Genomic DNA, 25,134 nt, shown 5'->3' with positions numbered 1-25,134 from the left:
TCTATCGTGATAAGAAAGATGGACCGGATAGAACTTTTGTGGTAAAAACAACACAAAGTAATAATGGAGCTAACCCTGATGAAGCAAAGGTGATGTCTATTTCAAAAAAGGATGCAAGTATGACTGAAGATGCAATAAAAAAAGGAAATTTGCAAGGTGATCATATGAAAAATATTATAGAAATAGCAAATAATAATACACAGAAAAATATGTTAGATTATGTCTCTTCAAAGGATGATGGATTGGGTACTGTCGTTAATACAAATACAATGTCTGGCTTCAAATCAGATAATTTTAAAGAGCATGGAGGAACTATTAGTCCAAATGGTGGTATTAGCCCTGTAGAATCAGGCCCTATGGTTTTACCTTCTAATGCATCTCAACACGGAAGTTTAAATTCTCCTGCAGATTTTCATAGTCATCAAAGTGGTCAAATTTCAATACAGAATGGTAATCAATTAATTAGAGGCGGATTTAATCAATTACCATCAGCTTATGATGTTTCTAATGCAGGAAATGGTATAAAATATGAATTTGGGATGCGCTCTAAAGAAGTATATATTTATAATAATACAGGAGTGGTAGCAATCATTCCATTTAAAAATTTTGGCAAATAATATGAAGTTTTTTTTAATTGTATTTTTATTTCTAGGCACTTATGCATTTTGTCAGAGTGAGGCTGGGAATGACATCATTATAGCCTGTATCAAAGAAAAAGTTATTAATGAGGAAAAGAATGGAAATGAAAAAAAGGAATTTAATGTTTTTTTAGAACAAAATGGATTCCTAAAAATTAATGATACTATTATTAATGGAAAGAATATTCATTTTCTGTCTAATGATGAAATTAGGAAAAAATCAAAAAAAGGATTTGTAGTTTTTAATATTTCACCTTTTATTATTTATAATAATGATATACGTATCATTATTATGAAAGAATTCTATAAGAAAAAAAGAATTAGCTTTTTGAATAAAAGTATTTATGTCTTTAATTATGACTGTAAACAAGAACAGTTTGTTTTAAAAGATGTAAATAATCAGTTATGGTAATCTGCTTCGTGCAAAGTTTTCTGATTTTGAGTTTTTTAAACTAGAGGCTCTGTAGCTTAATTTATTTGAATCAGAGCGGGAAGTTTTTTCTGCTCTGTTTTTTTAGATCGTAAATAGTTATATTTATCAATACAAAAATCACCTTGGAAATGCCCGGGTAAGCTAGTAATGGCGTTATTGAAATAACAGACACCAACAATTATTATGCATTTGGAACGAACCATATCGAAGGATTGAAAGGGGTTTTAGGTGGATAAATGAACTACAAGTACAACGGCAAGGAGAGACAGGAATGTATGATTACGGAGCGAGGATGTATATGAGTGATATTGGAAGATGGGGAGTTGTAGATCCGCTTGCGGAGAAAATGAGGAGACATAGTCCTTATAATTATGCATTTAATAATCCGTTGAGATTTATTGATCCGGATGGAAGAACTCCTTTAAAGATTGGAAATCCAGAAAGTGCAGATGCAAAAAGATTACAAAGTGCTCTATCAAAGACTGAAACTGGAAGACAAATTTGGCAAAAAATGGTTGATTCAGAAAGAACTATATATATTCACTATGTAAATGGCGGTATTAACAGTAGTACGAAAATAGAATCAAACTATCTTTCAAAATCAAATATTAATGGCGAAACAATGACGGGGAAAATGTACGATGAAATGAAACGTACAGGAAATATTTCTTCTGAATCAATGAATACTATGGGGCAGTTTAATGAAAATACTGGAGAATATGATAAAACATTTGATTGGAATGAAACTCATATTGTCTTAGGCGAGAACCAGATTAATACTGCAAATAATATGGGATTACTTGTAGATGGGGAAAAAGGAAATACCTTAGGTGATATAAAAACAGGTGGTGAAGAAGCTGTACATTCTATTCAAAATTCTATGGATTTTACAGAAAAAATAAAAAATCCTGATACAGGGAAATATATGGAAAATCAAAAGAGTATACCATATAATGAAAGGCAAAACGAAATAGATGCTAAAAATGAGGCAAAAAAAATGTATACAGAATCCATAAATTAAATACAACTATGCAATTAAAACTATTTATCTGCTTTTTCTTTTTATTAATAGGTTTATTTAATTCACAAAAGAAACAACAACCAATGAAGGACTGTCTTTGTTATACAGTAATAGATTCTACTTTTTCTAAACCTTATTATAATCCGAGCAATTCACTTTTTATAAAATCTAAAAAACCTAGTGTTTTTTCAGTATCTAATGGCATAGTATCTAAAATAATTAGAAATGGAGATTTGTATAGTCTTATAATAAAAAATGAAAATCTATTTTATATATATTCAAACATTGTATCTATTCCCAAAAGTATAATTGTAGGAAAGTATATTAAAAAAAGAAATTTAATTGGCAAGGGTAATTTATTAACTAATGAATACTCAATAGAATTACAAATTTATAATAAAACAGACTTATTATCAAATGTACAAGAATATATTCAATGCAAAAAAATCTTTGTTACTCAAAGTCTGCCAACTTTCAGTCAGTAATAAATCTATTAACAATCCCGCTGCGCAAAGTTTGTAACTTTGAGCTAATAATAAAAAAAACCATTGCAATTGCGGTGGTTTCTTGTTGTAAAAGCGTTCTGTTTTGTAGATGAAAAGCTATATATTTATTTTAAAAACAATAAGTATATTTACCATTACACTGATCACTTAGGAAATGTGAGATTGAGCTATTTCCATAATGGAAGCAGCATAGAAGTTCTGGAAGAAAACAATTACTATCCATTTGGACTGAAGCATGAAGGGTACACCTTTAGTGGGAAATCCGGCGTATCAATATAAGTACAACGGCAAGGAGCTTCAGACTGAAACGGGTATGTATGATTACGGAGCGAGATTCTATATGCCGGATATAGGAAGATGGGGTGTAATTGATCCGCTTGCGGAGACTTCAAGACGTTGGTCTACCTACGCTTATGCATTTAATAACCCTATTAGGTTTATTGATCCGGATGGAATGGAAAATAAGGACATTCATCTTTTAGGAAATTTAGCAGATAAAGCACTTGAGCAATTAAATGCAAATAGTAGTCTTGCTATGACAAAGGATTCAAATGGAAAATTAGATACTGCAAAGTTAAGTAAAAGTGGGTATAATAAACTTTCCGCAACTGATAAAGTTCTATATGATGGCATAAAAAATAGCAGTATTGATTCCAGAATTTATGCTGAAAGTAACAATATAACACCAAGTGGAGGTTTAATGCCCGGAGGATCTTTTGGTGGTGCCAATTATGATTCAGCCACGGGAATTAGTACAGGAACTCAATATACAAATCCTGATGTATTAGGAAATGCAGAAAGTTTTACCGGAACTCAAAAAGGAACAGGAATAACACATGAAGTTGTCGAAAATGTACTTATTACCCAAGAGTCTTTAAATACAAAAATAGACGTTCCGATAAAAACAGCATTAAATCCTAGTCCAATATTTGATAAATTTCATGATCAAACAAGAAGCATAATGCCGTATGATAATTTAGTGATATCAGCTAGAACAAGATTTGAGACTGTTGGAACAACAAGCAGAAAATATTACGAAGGTTTTGCTGGAAAAAAAGATGCTAACGGAAAAATTCAGACACAGCCTTTATATAAAGTTTATTCAGATGATAAAAGATTAAAAAAATAGTCCTATGAAAAATATAGTTTTGCTTTTTTTTGTCATTTACAGTTGTCAAACAAACAATGTAATTATTAGTTCAAAACCTATTCATATAACAAGGAAGATAATCTCTTTTAAAGAAAATAAAGAGGTTAATATATTAATAGCAGATAATAATGATATTATAGAAGTATTTAAAGAAAACACATCTAATAATTGCAAAAAAATTAAATTAGGGAAAAACTATTCTTTAAAAATAATTCCTGTTAGTGATTTAATACAAAATGGTCTTGAATCTCCCAATGAATACATTTTAAATGACTCAATTATAATTAAATATAATCATTATTATACTTTAGAAAAAAATCAAAATATTTGTATAATAAAATAAATCTTCCTACTTATGTCTGTAGATAAGAATAAATTATAAATACAACGGCAAGGAGTTGCAGGAAACGGGGATGTATGATTATGGCGCAAGGATGTGCCGGATATTTGAAGATGGGGCGTGGTAGATCCGTTAGCGGAAACGTCTAGACGTTGGTCAACGTATATTTATGCTTATAATAATCCTATCAGATTTATTGATCCGGATGGGAGGCAAGCTTTAGATCCAGGAGATAGATTTAAAAGTTTAAGATCGGCTGCTATTGATTTTGGAAAACAATATAATGAGTTATTAATCAATTATAATGTTGATGTTCGTACTACTTTTTATAAAGCAACTGATACGAACGGAGAAACCTATTATAGTTATACAGTTCCTCGAACTGGAGCTAGCGGAACGTCAGGGGAAATAGACCCAAATGATGTTGCGAAAGCAGTAAAAGATGCTGAAATTGTAGGTGATGGCCATACACATAGTGGAGACACGGATGTTATAAAAATGGATGGAAAAGATTATAGTAGTGCAAACGAGTTTTCAAATAGAGATGTTGCATCATATAAAAATACCCTATATGATAGTAATGGCAAAAAAGAAGAGAATGCTTATGGGAAACCCATAACAGGTTATGTTGCAACACCAGATGGGGGGGTAAGAGAATATACACCAGGAGTTAGTAATAATTCCAATTCTACAAAAACAGATGCCGCAGGAATGCCCGTAAAAAATTACAATCTTCCTGTTACTAGAGATTTACCTTCTGACCCCGCTTCCGGATCTTTAAGACTAAATAATGTTTCGCCTACAAATATGCCTAATGTACCACCTAAAGGATTTGACACTGAACAACCTAAAAGATACTAACAATGTTGAGAATCGTTTTAATAATTTTATATTTCCTACCATTGTCTCTTATGGCACAAGAAGGGAAATGCAAAGATAAAAATAGAAGAATAGATCAATTACCATGTAAACTTGCAAATCGTTTTGGTACAGACATTATACCTGATGAAGAAACTGCAATTAAATATGTTGATATTCTTATAAGAAAGAGAGAGTTATTAGATCCTGAAAAATCTAAACCATATCAAATTAGCTTGATTACAGATAATAAAGTATGGCACATTGTTATAAAAAGTTATAATTGTAGATATTGTAAAATTTATATCAATATTAATAAAAATACTGGCAAAATAATAAGTTACTATAAATCAGAAGGTTAAATTCCTACTTTCGCAAATTTATAATTCGTGAATAAAAAATAACCCATCGCTACTGCGATGGGTTATTTTTTTGTATAAAGTATGTATATTTTTATTGTTTAATTGTAAATCTCAAAGTATATTAAAGCGAGATGAAGTAGAAAATTACTTAAATAAAACAATAGAGATATTTGAACAACATAAAGGAAATATTGATGTTAACAATGATTTTATTTTTTTATCATCAATGAAGTTTACCCTATTTCAGGACTGGTCAGTCTTCATCCTAAAAAACATAAAAAAGCCTTTCCCAAAAACAGATAAATTTCTCTAAAATTGAACAATAAAATCTTACCCAGTCCACTCTTCCCTTAGAACAGCATAAATAACATCATCTACCCAATTGTTTTTCCAGAAAAGGCTTTTCACGAAATGTCCTTCTTTTCTTAAACCAATTCTTTCCATGAGTTGCATGGAAGCAGCATTGTCGGGATCGATGGAAGCCATAATTCTGTGTTTGTGCAGATCATTAAAAAGAAAAGTGATGATCCCTTTTAGTGTTTCCGAAGCATACCCTTTTCCTTGAAACGATTGGTTTAACGTAATGCCCAATTCTACCTGTAAATTTTCGCTTCCGAAAAAATGAATTCCAACATCACCAATGACGGCTTTTGTCTCTTTATCCGTAATTAAAAGCTGATACCAACTTTCCGGTTGATTGAATTCTTTAGCATTTCTGTTAATAAAGCTTTCCACATCTTCCAGACTCTCAGGAATCCAGCTTTGGAATTTGTTCGCTTCCGCATCGGAACGATAATCAAAAAGAGCCTGTTGGTCATCAGGGGTAATATCGCGTAAGAGTAATCTTTCTGTATAGAGTTGCATGATTTGACTATAATTTTAAACAAAAATAGAATAATTTGATAAAAAAACTCAGTTCCAATAAGGGTTTATATCATATTTTATATCTGCAATTATCGTTTTCTGTAGTATGACCCCAGTCATATTCATCTCTACATGCGAAACCTATATTTGAGAATCCTTAACATTCATAATTCTAAAAAAACAATTTCCTCCTTCTATCCAGGAGGTTTTTTTATGGAGAGCTCATTCATTGGCTGAATTTTAAAGTGAATCCTTCACTGAATATAATGAATGTCATTTTTCCATTTTATCTTTGCTTTTAAAGATCCAGATTGTTGATTATCTTTTTGAATCCAAAATACAGCTTATGAATATAGAAGAACTTCGTGAATTTTGCCTGTCTATCCCTTTAGCCACCGAGGATATGCCCTTTAAAGACGAGTATCTGATGTTTCGTGTGTATGATAAATGGTTTACCGTGATTCCGTTGGGTGATCCCGATTTGAGTATCTTTGTAAAATGTGATCCCGATTATGCTATAGAACTTCGTGAGAAATATAGTGCTGTTTCTCCCGCATGGCATTTCAATAAAAAATACTGGAACAGTATACAATTGAACGGTGATGTGAGTGATGAGTTGGTTAAAAAGTTCATCCTGCATTCTGTAGATGAAGTATTGGCTAAATTACCCCAAAAACAACAGGCAGAATATCAGGCACTGAAAAATGGGGAGATCAATACATAACACCATTTTATTAGACCACAAAAGTCATAAACAGACTTAGAAAACAGGCTATATACGAAGTCAAAAGCAGTATTGATATCGATATTTATAGTGTTTTTTAATCATAAAAATTAAGTTGTATTCACAATATTATTGTTGATGGCTACAATACGACTGTTTGCGTATTTTATTTTATATAGAATCATGAACGGACTACCTTTGCAGCAGCAAATTAGAAAACTATAAAAGATACTTTACCTATCTTTTTACAAATCTAGGACAAAATACAATGAAACTCTTTATAAAGCAAAACTGGAAAAAAATACTGATGATCGGGGTGTTATATACCTGCTGGTCGATGATTGCTTTTCTGTTTCTGGTTGCTTTGCAGGGACGTACACTCACCTTGGAACAGTTTGGAGGGAAAAACATTTTTTGGAACTTCGCACATTCTATTCTTAAAGGAACTGTGGTGTATTATCTGTTAATTTTCAGGATCATTATTCCTTCATTAGAAAGGAAAGATTGGAAAAAATTAGGATGGCAAACCGCTCTGTTTTTTATTGTACTTACCCTTTATGAATACATCTGGGCATTCCATATAGACACACCCATCGTTTTAGATCAGCATCATACTACGGTTCGTACCTTTGTTTTGTCGATTATTATGCTGGATGTGTTGATTCTATTGGTATCTATCTTTGCCGCCGTTCTTATGATCTCCAATGAAATGAGCCAACGGAAAGCAGAACTCGAAAAACAGAAACTGAAAGCCGAATTGGCCGCTGTGAAATATCAGATCAATCCGCATTTTCTTTTCAATTCATTGAGCTTTATATATACCAAAACCTACAGAACCCAGCCTGAGGCTGCCGAGGCTGTACAGCTCCTGTCAGAGATTATGAGTTATGCATTGGAAGACTGGGGAGAATTGGGAACCGTTCCGCTGATGTCTGAAGTGGCTCAAATGCAGAAAGTAATAGCCATGAACCAAATTAGGTTCAATCATCAATTGGCGATTCAGTATCATGAAGAGATCGGGTTTAAAGAAGTTCAGGTACCGATTCTTGTTTTTGTTACTTTAATAGAGAACGCTTTTAAGCACGGTGATTTAACAGACGCGCAGAATAAGCTGAACATCGAACTCAAGGTTACAGAAAGCCAGGTTCATTTCTTACTACAGAACAAAAAGAAAAAAGGAATTAAAGAACCTTCAAAAGGCATTGGGCTCAGCAACGTAAAAAAACGGTTGGACCTGATGTATGGCTCCAGGCATTCTTTCACCATAAAAGAAGACGAACAGTTTTATTCCAATGAAATAACGATAAACCTTTAAGCTATGATTACATGTATTGTTGTAGATGATGAAGCTCATGCCATAGAACTGTTGACATTGCATATTCAGCAGACACCCTTTCTAAAATTAGTGGGAACTGCCGGTAATCCCATGGAAGCCCTTCAGCTGATGAACACAGAACAGATAGATCTTATTTTTCTTGATATCCAGATGCCAGGGATGTCAGGGATTGAATTTCTTCCTCTGTTGAAAGGCAAAAGCAAGGTTATCCTCACCACTGCATTTAGAGAATATGCTATTGAAGGGTTTGAACATAATGTAGTAGATTATCTGTTGAAACCTATTTTCTTTCCAAGGTTTTTTCAGGCAGCACAGCGCGCTCAGGAAAATATACAGCAATCCAGGCCGGGTAACCATTCAGAAGAGAGCGACTTTATGCTCATCAAAACAGAATATAAAGGAAAGATGGTGAAAGTAAGGATGAACGATATCGTCTATATAGAAAGCAAAAGCAAATACGTCACTTTTCATACAAAAGAAGGAGAGAAGATTACCACCTTGCTCAATATCGGAAGTCTGGAAGAGAAACTATCCAGCGTCCGGTTTATAAGAATACACAAGTCTTTTATTATCGCGGTCCCTTTTATTACGATGATTCAGGGGAATACGGTTTATCTGGAATATACGGAAGATATAATTCCGATTGGGCAGACGTATCGTGAAAGTTTTATGAAAGCCATGTCTGGGAAAGTAGTATCTAATAAAAACAGCACAGATCCTTCGGTTCCGGAAAATTAATCAATAAAAAAATAACAAAAAATCAATGAGAATGAAAACAATTAATTTCATTAAGGGGATTGCTATGCCCTTATTTATCCTGTCAGTTTCGGTATGGGTATCGAAAGTTAAAGGCCAGGCTTATCTTGGGAAAAGCTATACTCCCACAGAAAAAGTAGACATGTATCTGGAAGCCGAAAATATAAAAAGACCTTATGAGGTTATGGGGAAATCCAGTGTTAACCAGGGATTCAAATCTTTACAGAAAACACAGGACCAGGTCATTAAACTAGGAAAGTCCAAAGGGGCAGATGGTGTCATCGTGAAATTGGTAGAGGAAGTTACCGGAAGCCAGAAAAATGATTTTGGCTCTCTGAACAATGGCAACAAAAGCTCCAATACATTCAGCGCAAGTTCGTCCACTATGGATGTGAAAGTAAAAAAGATTGAAGCCGTTTTTATCAAGTATAAAGATTAATTCATTCCCCCAGGCAGCACTATTTCTCTATAGTGCTGTTTTTTTTTAATGTGAGAAGAGATTCAAAAACTAGCGTACAAGAAACCATATCCCGACACCAATGGCAGCGTAAGCTGTAACGGTAAGAATATCAGCTATAGGTTGTGAAAAACGCTTTTCTGCAATTTTTTCTGCATTGATCTGGTTCTTGTGGAATTTCAGAACTTTTTTGGCATTGCGAACGGGATGTGCAACAAGGCTGTCTCCCTGCCATTTGTCAACAATTACTTTATAACTGTGTCCATCTACTTCAATCTTAACATTTTTACCCGATGCAAGCTTATCCTGAATATTGACAGGAGCGGCTGGCTGTGGCTGTAGGCTCAGATTTTGAGATCCCGTCGGAGCGCTTTTCATTTGCGGAGAAGCGGGATTGGCAAGAGCAGTATTCTTTTTAGGGTCCTGTTTGTTATCGGTTGCCGGGTCCTGTTGCTTCTTTACCTGATAAGTATAGCAGCTGGTAAGAGAACATAATAGAATGATGAGATAAAGGTTATTTCGCATTAGCCAAATTTAAGAATTAAACGGAATATTTGGGAGTTTCTTTTGAAAGATCCTGTTTTTTTTTTGAAAATTTTCCCTTATTTATTCATCCTTTGTGGTTCCGGATATATCGGTTGGGGGCTTGTAACCCTATTTTGAGGTTCCGAACTGCTTCTTTAAGGTCCTGAACTTCTGCGGATAGGTTCAGGACTCCTAATTTGGGGTTGGGGGACCCCGACGGAGGGGTTATATATAGGTCCGGAGTGGTTCCGATGAGGTTAACTCATAAAGAGCTCAGTTTTTTTACATTAAAAGGGTAGAGGATATTATCACCTTAATGAAACACCCGTTTATCCAACATCCCATCCTTATATATTTCCGTATAAATCAGTTTTCCTTTCTTCCTTGTTTTAAAGATGGGTTCACCAGTTTTTTCATTGTATTTTTGCAGTAATTTATAGCGGTTCCAGCTTCCAACGGGTACACCCTCTTTGTATTCATGCTTCCAGGTACGTATACGTGTCGGTAAAGTCAGGATATTCTTTTGAATCTATAAATCTGTTCGGTTTAAGTTCTATCCATTTCCCTTCTCTGCGATGATTTTTTACCATTCCCTGTTCTTCATTATTTTTATAAGGTCCATCGTTGTCGTAATATCGGGAAAACCATCCGGAAGGAAGAAGCTGATATTTTCGCAAAGGTTTTATCATAAAAGGATTCTCAGAAAATTCATAATCCCGTATCGAGAGGATGTGATTGGTATCGATATTAAATAGAGTATAGTTGGCAAGCCCCATCTCTCCTTCATGATGAATATATATCCTCTTCATATCAAAAGGTTTGCTGTCCTTTGTTGAAATTAAATATATTTTTTCATTCCGTTATATTACTAATCTTTTTATCGTTTGGCTTCCTCCAAAACTTTGGGTATGGGGAGCTGAATCCATCAGAATTGTGGGACTTTTTCCTTTTAAGACAATATTCCCCAGGCTCATTTTTTCCTGGCTGAAAGCTACCTGCGTAATAAGACCTATAAAGGTTCTTTCAGGACTTTCACTTTCAGCATCTTTATATTTAAAAGTAATGGTGATTCTTTTTCCCAGGAACTTTTGGGCCTGTGCAAGGTTGTGGTTTTGTACCTCACCCAAAGAGTCGTGAGCCAATACCAGTTCAAAATCATGGTGCTTTCTTGCACTCTGTCGTAAACGAAAGTGTTTAAAGTGGCCGTTTAAAAGACCCTCTAGGGGGTTAAGTAAGTCCCTGGAGGTGGTTAGGGAGCCTTTAGAGCTATTTCTATAGCTGTTGATACTCACTTACTCCAATGGTTTTAGGCAGTTTGAAAGAACCTCCAGAGAGCAAGAAAGTCGTTGAAGACCTTTTATAACTTGTCCAACTTGCATAGATGTAAGCCATTTTTTATTAAATTGTAGATTGAATTTTATCTTTGCGTTTAAAGGAAACAAAGATAGGATTGTAAAAGGTCACTTTGATTCATAATAGAGAATGTTTTTTTAACGCAAAGATTTACAGGTAAGGTTGTTTATTGTGAAGGAGCAAAGAGGAAATCAATTTCATTGATTTTTTCTAAGCGTGAGAATAATGACATAGCTTCATCAGCAGCATTGCCGCCATCTTAACTATAGATTGAATTTTATCTTTGCGTTTATTAAAAGGTTACTTTGATTCATAATAGAGAATGTTTTTTTAACGCAAAGATTTACACGTAAGGCTGTTTATTGTAAAGGAGCAAAGAGTGAATCAATTTCATTGATTTTTTCTAAGCGTGAGAATAATGACATAGCTTCATCAGCAGTATTGCCGCCACCTTAGCACCTTATCAATGATAGATTGAATTTTTTCTTTGCGTTTAAAGAAAATAAAACATTGGTCGTTGTTGATATATGCTTTACTCATAATAAATGATGGATCTTTTTAAACGCAAAGATTTACAGGTATGGTTGTTTGTTGTAAAGGAGTAAAGAGAGAATCAATTTCATTGATTTTTCTGAGCGTGGGAATAAGCATATAGCTTCATCAGCGGCATTGCCGCCATCTTAGCTCCTTATCAATGATAGATTGAATTTTATCTTTGCGTTTAAAGGAAAGAAAGATAGGATATTAAAAGGTCACTTTGATTCATAATAGAGAATGTTTTTTTAACGCAAAGATTTACACGTAAGGCTGTTTATTGTAAAGGAGTAAAGAGAGAATCAATTTCATTGATTTTTTCTAAGTGTGGTAATGATGAGTGAGAACCCTTGTCAAGGGTGAAAAGAAAAAGGAGAGCTTCCATTACTTTCTGCTCCCCTTTTTTTGTATTTTAATATCTTCTGGTTACTTGAAGATTTGCTGATCATAAAGAATGTTGTCATCATCGTCAAAACTGATGATCAGCACTTTATATTGTTTTGCGCTGTCATTATTGAAGAACTTAATTCTCGGTGGAACATAATCGCTGTCAAACAAATTAGGATTCCAGTATAGCGTTTCGCGGCTGTCGTTATCAATTTTAACATTCTCATCCAACATTTCCACAAGGAATTCCGAAGGTTTATCATATCCTTTTATGATGGCCGAGTTGTTATTTTGTGGTGTTTCCTTTGTATTACTTTTAGTCTTCATATCGCCTCTCATGGTGTATATGGCTACTGCATCACCTAGCAACCCTGAGTTTTTAATAATTTTTACCATAGCGATATTGGTTACAGGAAGGTTGGCAATCATGGAAGCATCGGCGAGTACCTCATCTAAATATAGCTTAGCCTGCTGACCACGAATGTAAGGCACATTGACTCCGGAATTGTTTCTCTGAAACGTTAAACCGGCAGCTCTTCCCTGCAGCCAGTCTAATATATTAGTGGATCCTGTGGCATGCTGATCCTCATTCACGAAATCAAATACCGTAGAATTCATAGAGCTGAACATTCCGGTAGATAGCTGTTTGTCCAGTTCCTCCTTGGGATCTTTCTTTTTTCCTACCAGTTTTACCTGTTCAATTTCTATATCGGCATTCTCTATTTTTTTATTGTTCTTTTGAGTGTTGATTGCTCTGGAAATGCTTGGGGGAAGGGTTTTATTTCCGGCAGCTTTTACCAGTGTATATTTTGTACCGGGGAAACTTCCTTTAAACTCTGTAGGATTAACTAGTGGTTCTGCTGTAACAAATAAATTATCCGTGCTTGATTCTTTATTGTTTTCTGAATTGGCATATAATGAAACACTCAAAGGCTCCTCATTATTAATTTCATTTAAATAAATATACCCATTCTGATCTGTTTTAAAGGGAGTGATGCTTGGCTCATTCTTACCCATTCTGACAGCTAAAATGACATTAGAGTTAATCATCAGCGCATTATTCTTAATAGGTTTTACCCTGTAAGAAAGGTACTTTGAAGAATTGCTTTTAATAGACGGTGTAGCTCCTGTAAGAACAGAATTCCAGTCGAATCTTTTCCATTTTTCAGAAATAAGCAGAGCATCCAGAGCTTCAGTATTGGCGGTCTTCGAGAAATACTGGGCAGGGCTGTCTATTTTATCGGTAAAATCTCCTGTCAACCATAGGCCGCTCAAAAGATTTTCCTCTTCCGGAGTGTTGTTGCCGTTATCTTCACTTACGAGAACTGTGTAGTTTTTGAAATAAGACTCCGGAGAAAGATCAATACTGTTGAAAGATCTTGGAGTTGGTTTCAGGTTTTGTGCGACAATATCTGGTTTTTCAATTTTCAAATTACCAGGTTTTATAAAGCAAAGTCTTTGGGCAACCAGATTGTCATTCTCATCAAAAATGGCTAATTGTAAAATAGCGTTCGCACCATTGCTTACTTTGACAGGAATAAGACTTGAAATCTCATTCGTCAACTGCTTGATATTGGCTCTATAGGCAAGATGATTGTTGATGGTCCCTACGATTTTATAATCCTGAGGCTGCTGCTTTAGATTGACTCCTTTTAAGGTATATTTAATTCCTTCTTTAGAACTCTGCACTTCTACATGAAGCCCGCTATCGGCAGCCTGTGGCAGATCTATTGTCTGTTTTTTTCCGGTATTATCCTGAATGATAGCCTGGTATTTTTTTCCGGCTGCAGGAGTCATGGTGAAAGATGCCACATTTTTATCAAAAGATTTGAATGTGGTGATAGGAGTATTAGGATTTTGGACATCTATTACTTTTCCGGTCCAGTTTTCCGGGAAAGAAGTTGTTGTAGATACTCTTACGGCAAACTTTGTAGGAATTCCATTAATGAAACTTCCTCCTTCGGGAAAAGCTTTGGCAGACCAGTCGGAGCTTTTAGAGACGGCTAATGATTCTGTGGAGTTGGGGTTGTAAACAGGAAGTGTTTTAACAATCTGAAAATCTTCACTGAAGTTGGTCATATAAGGGGTATACGCCCTTACAAAATAAACCTGTTCCGGAAGGTCTTCTTTCAGCTGAAAATCTCCGCTGCCCTCACCATTGGTTAAAAGTACTGTTTTCCAGTCTATTAATTTTTTATCAGAACTATACAGCTCTACAAATAGAGTTGTGGAAAGAGGAGAGCGGTTGTAGCCATCAAATACGAAACTTTTGAACCAGATTTTATCCCCTGCGGCATATTGTGATTTGTCGGTAAGCAAGTAAACTTTTTCCTGATCGTAATTATTCTCAAGATTGGTAAGAGCTTTATCCAGTTTGGTTTGTGCCATTATAGGCTGTACCATGGAAAGAAGCAATACACAGAATATATTTTTCATAGAAATCTCAGCGCATTTTAATTCTATGCTAAATTAAACATTAAATCACTTCAAAAATTGATATTACCTTCTTATTTATATTGTTTTCTAAATATAATTCGGTGTTTTGGTGAATATCAAAAGATAAGACTGCTTTGTTGTCATCTTTTGAAGCAATTTTGGTAATGATTTTGTCAATCGTTTCTGTGAAAATATGAGCTTTATTTTATGATAAGGATCCTAGGAAAGAGTACCTTTTGACGTGTTGAAAAAGTACTGGTTAAAATAGTGAGTTAATCTGGAATGAGTTGTAAATTAAAAATTTAGATAGAAGAAATTAATCAACATTTAGTGATAAAAAATGGATTGAAAGAATATTTTTCTTAAATTTATAAAATAAACTAAAACATGAAAACAAATGAAATTTATTCGCATTCTGATATTTATTTCAACATAATATCCTGAAAATAATTTTTTTTTACTTTCTGATTGAATAATACGCCTCATCTAAGGACAGGTTTTATCTTCCTATGCAAAAAATCAATTTTTCACTAAAAACTGATATCAGTTAACTGAACATACATATACAATCAAACCCAATCAATTTTATGGAAAATTTACATGACCACACGCATGGCTGCACCCATTGCTCTTGCAACAACCCAGTTTTAGAAATTTTAAAAGAAGAAATCTTCAGTGCAGAGAATCTGACGAAAATAAATCCTGGTTCCGGAAAACCATCTCACGAAAAACCGCAGACACTCATGATCACCGGAGGAATTATAAGACCTATGATTAACGGATCAACCGATACGGTTGAAGCCATTGGAATATCGGAAGGAAATATTGTGATAACCGGTAAGAAAAGTGATGTAAAAGATCATATGGACAAATATTATCCGGGATATGAAACCAAAGAACTGGCCAGTCGACAGGCGTTGCTTCCCGGTCTTATTGAGCCTCATGTTCATATGGTTCCTACAGCAATGATGCAGGGCTGGCTGGATGTGAGCCCTTTCGATGGACAGAATTTACGACCGGTATATGATCTGTCTTTTGTTGGATCAAAAATAAACGAACATATTCCTGAAATTCCGGGTTATTTTATCTTAGGAAGAGGATTGGATCCCTCATTAATGCCATTTGAAGTTTTAAATAACAAAAATGAACTCATAACCATCAACAATACAGTGCTCGATGACATTAATGCGGATGTGCCCATAATGCTGTTAAGTGCTTCTATGCATACGCTTTATCTCAATACCAAAGCATTAACATATGTATATAACCACAGCCCTGAAGTGAAAAGTAATTATTCTTCCGCTGAAGATTATATAAAGAAAACCAAAGGTCAGCTGCAGGAAGGTTTACAGATGACCCCTGCATTGAAGGTCGTAAAACTGCAGATCATAGCGATGAGCTTACAGATTAACAGTTATCTTACAGATCTTTTTCAGACAGCCAATAAAAGAGGAGTTACCTTTATGTATGATGCGGGACTGAATAAAGGTTCAAGAATACTGTTAAAAGCCTATTTTGATACGCACCAAGAAAGGGTAAGAACAGGGGGAGCACTTCTTTGTTCGGGACAGCAAGAAGTAGATAACCTCGATCCTTATAAAGAACCTGGTCAATATAAACCTGTATATTATGGACATATTAAGGTGGTTTCAGATGGTTCAAATCAGGGACTTACAGGCTATCAGAGTGCGCCCTATCTTTGTGACCCGGTGAATAATACAGGGGTATTTAATTTTCCACAGACGGGTATTCCTGCCCATACAATCCCGCCAAGTTACAATACCTTAATTAATACGGTGGTAGCGGTTAAAGGTTGGCCACTAATGGTACATGCCAATGGGGATCAGGCAGTAACATTTGCCATCAATGCCTATCAGCGAACTCTTGCCCAATACAGAGGTCCTGAACTTCGTAACCGTATAGAACACTGTTCACTTCTGACGGCCGATCAAATTACCAATATGCTTCAAATGGGTGTTTCGCCAAGTTTCCTTATCGGACACGTGGGATACTGGGGCTATGCTTTTAAGAAAGTGATATTCGGAGAAAAGGCTCAAATGCTCGACCTTTGTGGCTCAACACTTGCAGCCGGGATGAGAATTTCCCTTCACAGCGATAATGAAGTAAGCCCATTGGGGCCTTTGAGAATGATGGAACAATCTATTACCAGAATCATGGAAAAGAATACATCAGTTATTGAAGTTTTAAACAGTAAAGAGTGTCTAACTCCTGAACAGGCGCTGGTTGCCGTTACCTATGATGCTGCATGGCAATGTTATGCAGACAAATGGGTAGGTTCTTTAAAGAAAGGTCATTTTGCTGATTTCGTTATATTGGAGCAGGATCCTCTTTCCATGAAGACCCAGACATCCCAATATATGAAAATGAGAGACATTCCTGTATTGGAAACCTGGGTAGGCGGTGTATCTGTGTATGAGAAAGCAAATGACGAAAAAGCTGAGATCGGAAAAGGAGTAACACTTTCAGAAAACCCGTAAAGAATTTCTAAAAAAATTAAAAGATTCTTTTATCAGATAAAAATCAGAGTAGGTCGTTTTCTACTCTGATTTTATATTTTTTAGATATGGCAGAGGGGATTCGTATAATCAAAAGTTATCTATACTATTATTTAATCCAGAAATGTCCCACAGAATAGGTTCTTGCTTTACCTGCTACAATAACTCTTTCCCTTTTGTTTTCACAATAGAGCTTACCGCCTCTTTCTGATAACTGGCGGGCGAAAAGCTTATCTTTCCCTAATCTTGATGCCCAGAAAGGAATCAGAGAACAATGTGCAGAGCCGGTTACAGGATCTTCAAGAATTGAAGACTGTGGTGTAAAGTATCTTGAAACAAAATCGCAATCCGTGCCTGCTGCAGTTACCACTACACCTCCCGGATCCAGATTGATAAGGTCAAACAGAGATCTTTCAATTTTTATATTTTTGATGTCTTCCTCAGATTCATATACGAGAACATAGTCTCTTGATTGGAAGACTTCCTTTGGCTGAATATTGAGAGATTGTGCGATACTTTCAGGAAGAATAGAAACGTCGGGCATTCTTGAAGGGAAATCCATATAATAAGATCCATCTTTCAGATCCACTGTCAGCGCACCGCTTTTGGTTTGGAAAACAATTCTGTCGTTCTGATAATTGAGAATAGTAGCCAGGCAATGAGCTGTAGCCAGGGTAGCATGGCCACATAAATCCATCTCTATCTCGGGGGTAAACCATCTCAGATGAATGGTATTGCCATTATCAATAAAAAAAGCGGTTTCTGCAACGGCATTTTCACGGGCTATTTTTAAAAGAACTTCATCAGGTAACCAGTTTTGTAATGGAACAACACAGGCGGGATTTCCATGAAAAATTTCTTCGGTAAACGCATCTATTTGATATAATTCTAACTTCATAATTGAGAAATTGAGGTCTCTCACAAAGATAACAGTTTTATCAATATAGATGAGGTGTAGAGCACTTTATATAAATTCTTCAAGACTTTTTGAGCATCTGAATAATGGCTTCAATTTCAAGGTTTTATCATATGATAGAAAAACCTGAACAAATAAATAGACAACATTGTCTATTTATTTACTTAGCTTTGTCCCATGAAACAGAGAGGACAAGTCGTGGTTGATAAAATACTTGATACGGCTGAAAAATTATTCTATTCGCAAGGTTATAGCAATACTGGAATCAATCAGATTATTGAGGAAGCTGATATTGCCAAGGCTTCTTTATATAAACATTTTGAAACAAAGACAGATCTTCTGATCGCATACGTTCAGCGTACACACCAGCTTTGGTTTTTAAGACTTGAAGCTGCTGTCGACAAAATTTCAGATCCTAAAGGGAAAATCCTAGCTCTTTTTGATCATCATACACAACGACAGGAAATAAGACAATTCGGAGGCTGTCCTTTTATTAAAGCTAATGATGAAGCAGGAATAGATGACCCACGCTTTTTGGTGGAGATTCAGACTACAAAAATGCACAGCAAAGCATTTATAAAAATGTTGGTAGAAAATTGTAATCATAAAAACATATTGTCGGACGAAGAATTGTCGGAAACCATCTATGTGATGTTAGAAGGCTCTATTGTAACGGCTTCAGTGTTTAAGAAAGCCGATGAAATTCAATCTGCAAAAAAAATTATTGAAAAACTGATTTAAAATGAACGAAATTAAAAATAAATGGCTCGAACTTATCATTGTTTTATCCGCGCCATTGCTCTCTGTAATTGATGTATTCATCATTAATGTAGCTATTCCGACGATTAAAAAAGGAGTGCATGCAACCGATGGAGAAGTACAGCTTGTTATTGCCGGCTATCTTCTGGGATATGCTGCTTTTCTGATCACCGGTGGGAGGGCAGGAGATCATTTTGGAAGAAAAAAAGTTTTCTTTTGGGGAATGTTTGCCTTTACCATAGCTTCGTGCTTGTGCGGTTTATCTCAAACAGCTTTACAGCTGAATATCACAAGAATTTTTCAGGGATTAAGCGCTTCATTTATGGTTCCGCAGACGATCGCATTTATTCAGCTTTTGTTTACCGATACAAAAGAACGCGCCAAAGCATTTGGTTTATATGGGATTACTCTGGGAACAGCAGCGGTGATCGGGCAGGTGTTAGGAGGGTATTTGTCTGACGTACATTGGTTTATTGATGGATGGAGACTGGTTTTCTTTATCAATTTACCCATCGGAATGATTACCCTTTGGGCAACCTATAAATACGTGACAGAAACCGTAAAACATCAAAATACAAAATTTGATTATATAGGAATTCTGATCCTAACATTAGCGTTATTTTCTCTTATTTACCCTTTAATACAGGGACGTGAGGCTGGTTGGCCATTATGGAGTTTCGGGTTGCTTATTGTATCGGGTTTACTTTTTGTGTTTTTCATTTATAATCAGAAAATAAAGCTTTCCAGCAATGAAAATCCATTAATTGATGTTAGATTATTTAGAATAAAAGATTTTAATATCGGTCTGGTGGCGGTATTGTTTCACTTTATGCTGCATACTGCTTATCTGTTGCTGAGCGCAGTTTATCTGCAAAATGGGTTGGGAATTTCTGCGTTAGATTCAGGGCTGTATTTTGTTGTTCCGGGAATTTTATTTATCACGTCTTCCGTAATGGCTTCGAGATTGATTGTTAAATTTGGAAAAAGAGTACTACAGGTTGGAGTCATCATTTTGTTCGTAGCATTTTCTCTTCAGATGATGCTTTGGAAACCGGGAATAAACACTTGGCTGATTATTGGATTGATGGGGATTTGGGGATTCGGAAACGGATTGGTGCTTCCTTCATTATTAAATGTTGCGCTGAAAAACGTACCTTCACAGTATGCAGGGGCGGCGGCAGGAATTTATTCTACTTTTCAGCAAACGGCTTCTGCATTGGGAGTAAGCATTATTGGCGGCATATTTTTTTATTTTTCGAAAAATGGCTGGCAAACGGCGTATCATTTTGGAATGATCTGTCTCTTGATCTGCGTTCTGATGGTAGGAGTAATGCTTCAATTACTTCCCGGTATGAAAACAGAAGCTGAAACCTCCAAAAAAGTGATTAAAACAATATGAAAGAACAAAAACACCTGCTATATAAAGATGTGCCATCGCCGGTTGGGCTGATAAGAGCAATAGCTTCCGATAAAGGACTGGTTGCGATTATCTGGGAAGGTGAAGATTATAAAAGAACTAAACTTTCAGAACCTGTGAAGGACGAAAATCATCCTATATTAATGCAAACTGAGCAGCAGTTAAATGAATATTTTGACAATAAAAGGACTTCTTTTGAAATTCCTTTTGATTTTGAAGGTACCGAATTTCAGATGAGGGTTTGGGAAGCTTTATTAAAAATTCCTTATGGAGTCACAAAAACATATGGTGAATTGGCAAAGATTCTGGGAGGTATCAAAGCCGTTCGTGCGGTGGGAGGTGCTTTAAACAAAAATCCAATTTCAATTGTTGTACCGTGCCACAGGGTTGTAGGAGCTTCCGGACAGTTGGTAGGTTTTGCAGGAGGTTTGAATAATAAATCGATTCTTCTCGAATTGGAACAAGGTTTCAGGATGCCAAGTTTATTTTAAATTAAAAATACATAGATGAAAAAAGAGATGACGAGTAATGCGCTGGACGAAATTGAAACCTTCAATGTTGAGAATTTTCAGGAATTATGCGATCATTTGGCGAATAATGACCCGGATCTACATTTGATCTTGAAAAACCATGGCTATCCTCCCATGTGGACGCGAAAGAATACTTTTGAAACACTGGTTCATATTATTTTGGAGCAACAGGTTTCCTTGGCTTCGGCGTTGGCTACTTTAAACAAATTGAAAGAAAAACTTAAAGAAATCACACCTGAAAATATTCTGAAGCTGAATGATGAGGAAATGAGAGAGTGCTACGTAAGCCGCCAGAAAAACATTTATATTAAAGGGTTGGCCAATGCTCTTATCAGCGGTGACATGAGTCTTGAAAATTTTCCGGAGCTATCTAATGATGAGGTTCGAAAATCTTTAGTTGCATTGAAAGGAATTGGAAACTGGACAGTTGATGTGTATTTGATGTTTACCCTTCAAAGAACTGATATTTTCCCAATTGGCGATCTGGCAGCGGTAAATGCAGTGAAACGTTTAAAACAATTAGAATCCAAAACCACCAAAGAGGAAATTCTCGAAATCAGTGAGCAATGGAAACCTTTCAGGTCTGTAGCTTCGATGATGCTTTGGCATTATTACCTTTCCAGTGCAAAAGCGAAGTAAACAAAAAACATTAAAAAGCTCTGAAAATAAGACCTTTTAGCATCATATAAGTAGTAAAGGAGCTCTTTTGGAGGCTCCTTCTCTGTTTTCAATATCTTCTACTGAAACATTCTTCGCCATTTGGTCATGGTGTTTTTACTCAGTCCAAAATGTTCGGCAACCTGTAGGTTATTCATGTTATGATTTTTTTGATAATCAAGGATGTGAACAATATCTGTTGGGTTGTAGGAACGTAGCTTTTGGTTCATCTTTTTGATATCCTGGTCTTTAGTTCCGAAAATTCTTTTGTTGAGTTCCATGATATCTATTGCGGAAAGTATTTTTTTCTTCATCAGCCTTTCACAGGCATCTTTCTTATGGGGAAACTTCTGATCAAGAATGTCTGAATAAATTCGTTTATAATTAGGTTGACTCTTTTTTTTCATTATACTTATCTTAATATTCTATAGACTGTCTTTTGTGCAGGCTGCTATTTATTATTTTTGGCGATCCATTTGCAAACTGTCGTGTAAGGAATTCCGTATTCATCCGTCACCTGTCGTTTTGTTTTTTCTTTTTTCTCTATGATTTCCAAAATGAAATCAATCATTTCCTTGGTGTAGATATTTTTTCTGAAATAAGGAAGTTTGGAGGTCTCAGATTCCCGCAATGATGCAGAAGGAGGGGCGTAAAGGATCAGATGTTGAGAGTATAGTCTGAAGAAATCATATTCCAGAAGCTTGCTCCATCTCAATAGAATATGGGTAGAAAGATTTTCCTGTGTATACATTTCATTGATTTCAGATTCTGTACAGTTCATAAAGTTGCAGATCCGGGGGGTATCAATATTGTTTTCTTTAACCCGCAGATGTATAAATGTCCCAATATGAATGTTTTTAAAGTTTGAATTCATAGATTTTGTTTCTTTTAAAAGGAAAGGGAAAGGTTTTCTATACTGTAGAAAGCCTTTTGTGGATAGTACTGATTCAGTAAGTATTATAAGTTTGCTGATGGTTTTTGTTGTAATTGTTTTGTTCTGAGTGTCTTAAGTGTTTACTGTGATTTTGTTTTACATGTATTGATGATGTCTGTTTGATTTCCCAACTGATAATCTTAGCTCCGTTCGGTGTTTTACTTTCTGGAGCTAAGAGTTTATCAATTCATGAACTAACTTGTTTTTAATCAGGAATTATTATGTTCCGGTGATACTGCCCTCAATGAGCAGATCGTTTTCTATAATTCCTAAATCTCTGATAAATGATGATTAAGCTTTACGCGTAATCGATAAGAAGATTTTCTTGGTACTGCTGATCTCCATACACCACCATTTAAACTCATACCATCTGTACGTATTGGCGTCTATCTGTACCTGAACATTGGCTGTTTCTACTTCTGCAGCAGAGGTCGTCCAATACACTAAATTATCCGAATCTATTTGTAAATAATTTCCAGCCGCCACTGTATTGTTGAGAGACGTTCTGTTTTGATTAACCTGCGTAGCAAATGACTGGAAGCTTATCAATTGAGAAGCGGAAGATACATTGTAAATTCTTGGATCATAATACGCAGAACTCACTCCCTGCATATTGATCTGTAAACCATCGATAATGGGTAATGCAGGAAGGCTATTTGTGGTGATATAGTTCCCCAAATTAAAAGAATTGGTATTGGCAGTAGCGATTGGTACTGTATAAATCTGTGAAATCGTTTCTCCCACATTGATACTTCCTGATGGAGGAGTACCGCTTCCTGTAGATGGCAGCCCGGTTACATACCCCAATACTCCGTTGGCATCAGCGACTACTGTTCTTGTTGCTGTAAAAGTCTGGTTTTGGGTTGGAGACGCACTTCCGCCACTTTGAGTGTGGATGGCATTGGTAGCCCCGTTTAAAGGAAGACTTCTTAATCTTGTAATTCCATTATTATCAAGAGTTTCTGTTTGGTTGGTTGTTGCAATACCTACATTTCCTATTCCGTTTACCGACATTCTTGTTAGCCCTAAGGTATATAGCTCAACTTGTGAGGAAGGATTCGCTCCGGTTGGAGTACCAAAAGATAATGAACTTGTTCCCCCTGGCTCCCCAGAAAAATCAATATTACCATTAGGATTTACAGCAATTTGCAGATCACTGGTTCCGGAAGTCAGTCGTGTTCTAGCTGTATTGGAATTGAGTGCCGTAATATAAAACTCAGATTCCCCTTCATTATCTACTTTCATTGTCCCATCAGTCCCGGAAAATTTTAATATATTGGAATTCATGCTAACGATTCTGTTACCGGTGATTGTACCATCAGAATTGTAGAGATTCGTATTGGTTCCATTGCTTACCCATTTGGTTCCATCAAAATAAAAATAACCAATCTTTGTTACATTTATCGTTTGACCTGCAGGTGCTGTATCTGCAGCGGTTACATACACCAAGGCTCCTGTTTGGTCTGCCGTATATGTTTTACTTCTAAGCTGAGCTCCTGTAAGTCTTGGGGCAATGAGGCCATCCATAGCTGTAGCATCGGTTGCCTTTGCGGTAACATCTAAGGTTGCTTTTGGAGAATTGGTATTAATACCTACTTGGCTATAGACGGTAATTCCTGTAAAGAGTGATACGAGTAAAATTGTAGTTTTTTTCATTGTTAAAAGGGGATTAATTGTATAGGTGAATACTTGGTGAATTTTTTATCTGTTCAGTTTTTGTTTAAAATTTGAAAGCTCTGATGGATGAATATTTTGCAACCATGTCAGATCGCTATCATAAATTTTGGCTGAAAGGTTGGCATCATGCTCCCTGTTCGCGTTCGGATGAGGCCGGCGAAGATGGATAAATCAGGATCAATTTTCAGCTATATAAAAAAAGTTATCGAAAGAATGACGTGATAACCTCATTGATAAAAGGCGGTGGACGACTAAGTTTTCGAAAGAACCTGAGATAGGAATGCCACCCATCTTTATGAGTTTTGTTTAGAAGAAGATCCAGCAGATAATGTAATACAATAGTTGGGCTTTCAGCCCAAAGCAGAAGATAGGATATTGTATGCTGGCTAGGTATGATTAATTGCTGATTAGAATGAGAGGCTAACAGTAAGGATGTACCCGATGGAGTATTTCCAATAAAAATAGAGGGAACCTTATCACCTGATTCATCACCTTCAGAAGGATGATGTTCTTTTTTATGTTTTCTTTTACAGGAAATAGGCCTACTCCTTCTTTTGAAGGTTTTCTTTATTTTTTCCTTGTTTTGATTAGGAATTTGGATTTGTTCCAAACCGGAAATAAGGGTGCCTTCAGATATAACGAATTGAGCTGAGGAAGACGGAATGCTTGATGAAAGAGGCTCATTATCTCTGCAAACCGCCTGCATGATATGAATATTGATCAATAATAAGATCAATACTAAAAATCTTCTCCCCCCAAATGAATGGAAAGAGAAGACTGGGTTCATCATGTTATTTTCAGAATCGGTTAGCATTTTCATGCAATATTATAACTACGATAATGTATGCACAAGCTCAATACAGGAAGAATTCAGAAAGTTTCATGTGTTTTTTTAAGTGTTTTACAATTTTGGATTACTGTAAATCAGTTTGTTATGTTTTTATAGGCTATTTGAGTTGAATTTTAAAAATCCCACATAGGTATTTGTATTTTTGAAAATTATATATCATTACATTTGCAAAAACTATAATTGAAGAACCGTACTTTT

At 35.6% G+C, this 25,134-nt stretch carries 23 protein-coding genes and 3 pseudogenes; 16 read left to right on the top strand and 10 right to left on the bottom strand.

From position 1 onward, the window contains the following. Window positions 1-618: 618 nt before the first annotated feature. The 7 genes and pseudogenes from ACQ76T_RS10800 to ACQ76T_RS10770 all read left to right on the top strand — a co-directional run bounded on the left by ACQ76T_RS10800 (window position 619) and on the right by ACQ76T_RS10770 (window position 5,308). Window positions 619-1,050 (top strand): hypothetical protein, encoded by a 432-nt coding sequence (locus ACQ76T_RS10800; RefSeq protein ID WP_431343300.1) that lies wholly within the window; start codon window positions 619-621, stop codon window positions 1,048-1,050. Between the two features lie 208 nt (window positions 1,051-1,258). Beyond that, window positions 1,259-2,092 carry an RHS repeat domain-containing protein gene (locus ACQ76T_RS10795; RefSeq protein ID WP_431343735.1) on the top strand — a complete coding sequence of 278 codons (834 nt, stop codon included), beginning with the start codon at window positions 1,259-1,261 and terminating at the stop codon, window positions 2,090-2,092. Window positions 2,093-2,100: 8 nt separating this feature from the next. Next, complete coding sequence (locus tag ACQ76T_RS10790; protein WP_431343299.1) at window positions 2,101-2,577, top strand: hypothetical protein; 477 nt, start codon at window positions 2,101-2,103, stop codon at window positions 2,575-2,577. A 120-nt stretch (window positions 2,578-2,697) separates the two neighbouring features. Beyond that, a pseudogene (locus tag ACQ76T_RS10785) lies at window positions 2,698-3,058 on the top strand (RHS repeat-associated core domain-containing protein); the annotation flags it as partial. A 673-nt stretch (window positions 3,059-3,731) separates the two neighbouring features. Next, the gene (locus ACQ76T_RS10780) at window positions 3,732-4,091 is read left to right on the top strand and encodes a hypothetical protein (protein ID WP_431343298.1); all 360 of its coding nucleotides are present in this window, start codon (window positions 3,732-3,734) and stop codon (window positions 4,089-4,091) included. Window positions 4,092-4,125: 34 nt separating this feature from the next. Then, a pseudogene (locus ACQ76T_RS10775) lies at window positions 4,126-4,301 on the top strand (RHS repeat-associated core domain-containing protein); the annotation flags it as partial. A 650-nt stretch (window positions 4,302-4,951) separates the two neighbouring features. Continuing rightward, complete coding sequence (locus ACQ76T_RS10770) at window positions 4,952-5,308, top strand: hypothetical protein (RefSeq protein WP_431343297.1); 357 nt, start codon at window positions 4,952-4,954, stop codon at window positions 5,306-5,308. A gap of 330 nt (window positions 5,309-5,638) precedes the next feature. On the opposite strand, the gene ACQ76T_RS10765 is transcribed toward ACQ76T_RS10770, so the two are convergent. Next, window positions 5,639-6,172 (bottom strand): GNAT family N-acetyltransferase, encoded by a 534-nt coding sequence (locus tag ACQ76T_RS10765; RefSeq protein WP_431343296.1) that lies wholly within the window; start codon window positions 6,170-6,172, stop codon window positions 5,639-5,641. 346 nt (window positions 6,173-6,518) lie between these two features. On the opposite strand from ACQ76T_RS10765, the gene ACQ76T_RS10760 reads away from it, so the two are divergent. The 4 genes from ACQ76T_RS10760 to ACQ76T_RS10745 all read left to right on the top strand — a co-directional run bounded on the left by ACQ76T_RS10760 (window position 6,519) and on the right by ACQ76T_RS10745 (window position 9,427). After that, window positions 6,519-6,896, top strand: coding sequence for an MmcQ/YjbR family DNA-binding protein (locus ACQ76T_RS10760; RefSeq protein WP_431343295.1), 378 nt, complete (start codon window positions 6,519-6,521; stop codon window positions 6,894-6,896). Between the two features lie 268 nt (window positions 6,897-7,164). Next, entirely contained in the window at window positions 7,165-8,211 is a 1,047-nt protein-coding gene (locus ACQ76T_RS10755; protein ID WP_431343294.1) for a sensor histidine kinase, read from the top strand. A 3-nt stretch (window positions 8,212-8,214) separates the two neighbouring features. Then, on the top strand, window positions 8,215-8,970 hold the full coding sequence (locus ACQ76T_RS10750) for a LytR/AlgR family response regulator transcription factor (RefSeq protein ID WP_431343293.1): 756 nt from the start codon (window positions 8,215-8,217) through the stop codon (window positions 8,968-8,970). 31 nt (window positions 8,971-9,001) lie between these two features. Next, window positions 9,002-9,427 carry a hypothetical protein gene (locus ACQ76T_RS10745; protein WP_431343292.1) on the top strand — a complete coding sequence of 142 codons (426 nt, stop codon included), beginning with the start codon at window positions 9,002-9,004 and terminating at the stop codon, window positions 9,425-9,427. A gap of 69 nt (window positions 9,428-9,496) precedes the next feature. Here the strand turns inward: ACQ76T_RS10745 and ACQ76T_RS10740 are convergent, their stop codons facing one another. The 4 genes and pseudogenes from ACQ76T_RS10740 to ACQ76T_RS10725 all read right to left on the bottom strand — a co-directional run bounded on the left by ACQ76T_RS10740 (window position 9,497) and on the right by ACQ76T_RS10725 (window position 14,680). Beyond that, window positions 9,497-9,970 carry a hypothetical protein gene (locus ACQ76T_RS10740; RefSeq protein ID WP_431343291.1) on the bottom strand — a complete coding sequence of 158 codons (474 nt, stop codon included), beginning with the start codon at window positions 9,968-9,970 and terminating at the stop codon, window positions 9,497-9,499. Window positions 9,971-10,446: 476 nt separating this feature from the next. Further along, entirely contained in the window at window positions 10,447-10,779 is a 333-nt protein-coding gene (locus ACQ76T_RS10735) for a hypothetical protein (protein ID WP_431343290.1), read from the bottom strand. Between the two features lie 54 nt (window positions 10,780-10,833). Then, window positions 10,834-11,172, bottom strand: a pseudogene (locus tag ACQ76T_RS10730) (Vgr family protein); the annotation flags it as partial. A gap of 1,111 nt (window positions 11,173-12,283) precedes the next feature. Next, window positions 12,284-14,680 carry a hypothetical protein gene (locus tag ACQ76T_RS10725; protein ID WP_431343289.1) on the bottom strand — a complete coding sequence of 799 codons (2,397 nt, stop codon included), beginning with the start codon at window positions 14,678-14,680 and terminating at the stop codon, window positions 12,284-12,286. A 587-nt stretch (window positions 14,681-15,267) separates the two neighbouring features. On the opposite strand from ACQ76T_RS10725, the gene ACQ76T_RS10720 reads away from it, so the two are divergent. Continuing rightward, on the top strand, window positions 15,268-17,178 hold the full coding sequence (locus ACQ76T_RS10720) for an amidohydrolase (RefSeq protein ID WP_431343288.1): 1,911 nt from the start codon (window positions 15,268-15,270) through the stop codon (window positions 17,176-17,178). 127 nt (window positions 17,179-17,305) lie between these two features. Here ACQ76T_RS10720 and ACQ76T_RS10715 read toward each other — a convergent pair whose 3' ends face one another. Next, window positions 17,306-18,094 carry a PhzF family phenazine biosynthesis protein gene (locus tag ACQ76T_RS10715; protein WP_431343287.1) on the bottom strand — a complete coding sequence of 263 codons (789 nt, stop codon included), beginning with the start codon at window positions 18,092-18,094 and terminating at the stop codon, window positions 17,306-17,308. A 195-nt stretch (window positions 18,095-18,289) separates the two neighbouring features. Between ACQ76T_RS10715 and ACQ76T_RS10710 the strand changes: the two genes are divergently transcribed. Genes ACQ76T_RS10710 through ACQ76T_RS10695 form a run of 4 tightly spaced genes read left to right on the top strand, consistent with a single transcriptional unit; the run spans window position 18,290 to window position 21,457 of the window. Continuing rightward, window positions 18,290-18,853 (top strand): TetR/AcrR family transcriptional regulator, encoded by a 564-nt coding sequence (locus tag ACQ76T_RS10710; RefSeq protein ID WP_431343286.1) that lies wholly within the window; start codon window positions 18,290-18,292, stop codon window positions 18,851-18,853. Between the two features lies 1 nt (window position 18,854). Next, window positions 18,855-20,270: an MFS transporter gene (locus ACQ76T_RS10705; protein ID WP_431343285.1), complete on the top strand. Its 1,416-nt coding sequence runs from the start codon at window positions 18,855-18,857 to the stop codon at window positions 20,268-20,270. Further along, the gene (locus ACQ76T_RS10700) at window positions 20,267-20,779 is read left to right on the top strand and encodes a methylated-DNA--[protein]-cysteine S-methyltransferase (RefSeq protein WP_431343284.1); all 513 of its coding nucleotides are present in this window, start codon (window positions 20,267-20,269) and stop codon (window positions 20,777-20,779) included. Before ACQ76T_RS10705 ends, ACQ76T_RS10700 begins: the two co-directional genes overlap by 4 nt. A 15-nt stretch (window positions 20,780-20,794) precedes the next feature. Further along, window positions 20,795-21,457, top strand: a complete 663-nt coding sequence (locus tag ACQ76T_RS10695) for a DNA-3-methyladenine glycosylase family protein (protein WP_431343283.1) — start codon at window positions 20,795-20,797, stop codon at window positions 21,455-21,457. Between the two features lie 98 nt (window positions 21,458-21,555). Here the strand turns inward: ACQ76T_RS10695 and ACQ76T_RS10690 are convergent, their stop codons facing one another. The 4 genes from ACQ76T_RS10690 to ACQ76T_RS10675 form a co-directional block, all read right to left on the bottom strand. Beyond that, window positions 21,556-21,882, bottom strand: coding sequence for a helix-turn-helix domain-containing protein (locus tag ACQ76T_RS10690; protein WP_431343282.1), 327 nt, complete (start codon window positions 21,880-21,882; stop codon window positions 21,556-21,558). A 44-nt stretch (window positions 21,883-21,926) separates the two neighbouring features. Continuing rightward, window positions 21,927-22,349: a transposase gene (locus tag ACQ76T_RS10685; protein ID WP_431343281.1), complete on the bottom strand. Its 423-nt coding sequence runs from the start codon at window positions 22,347-22,349 to the stop codon at window positions 21,927-21,929. A 351-nt stretch (window positions 22,350-22,700) separates the two neighbouring features. Further along, window positions 22,701-24,065 (bottom strand): hypothetical protein, encoded by a 1,365-nt coding sequence (locus ACQ76T_RS10680; RefSeq protein ID WP_431343280.1) that lies wholly within the window; start codon window positions 24,063-24,065, stop codon window positions 22,701-22,703. Window positions 24,066-24,288: 223 nt separating this feature from the next. After that, window positions 24,289-24,876, bottom strand: a complete 588-nt coding sequence (locus tag ACQ76T_RS10675; RefSeq protein ID WP_431343279.1) for a hypothetical protein — start codon at window positions 24,874-24,876, stop codon at window positions 24,289-24,291. Window positions 24,877-25,134: the final 258 nt, after the last annotated feature.

Source organism: Chryseobacterium sp. JK1 (assembly GCF_050632815.1).
In the GTDB taxonomy this organism is placed as follows: Bacteria; Bacteroidota; Bacteroidia; order Flavobacteriales; family Weeksellaceae; genus Chryseobacterium.
Note: the sequence above shows the minus strand (reverse complement) of the source record. Positions and strands in the feature narration are given on the sequence as shown.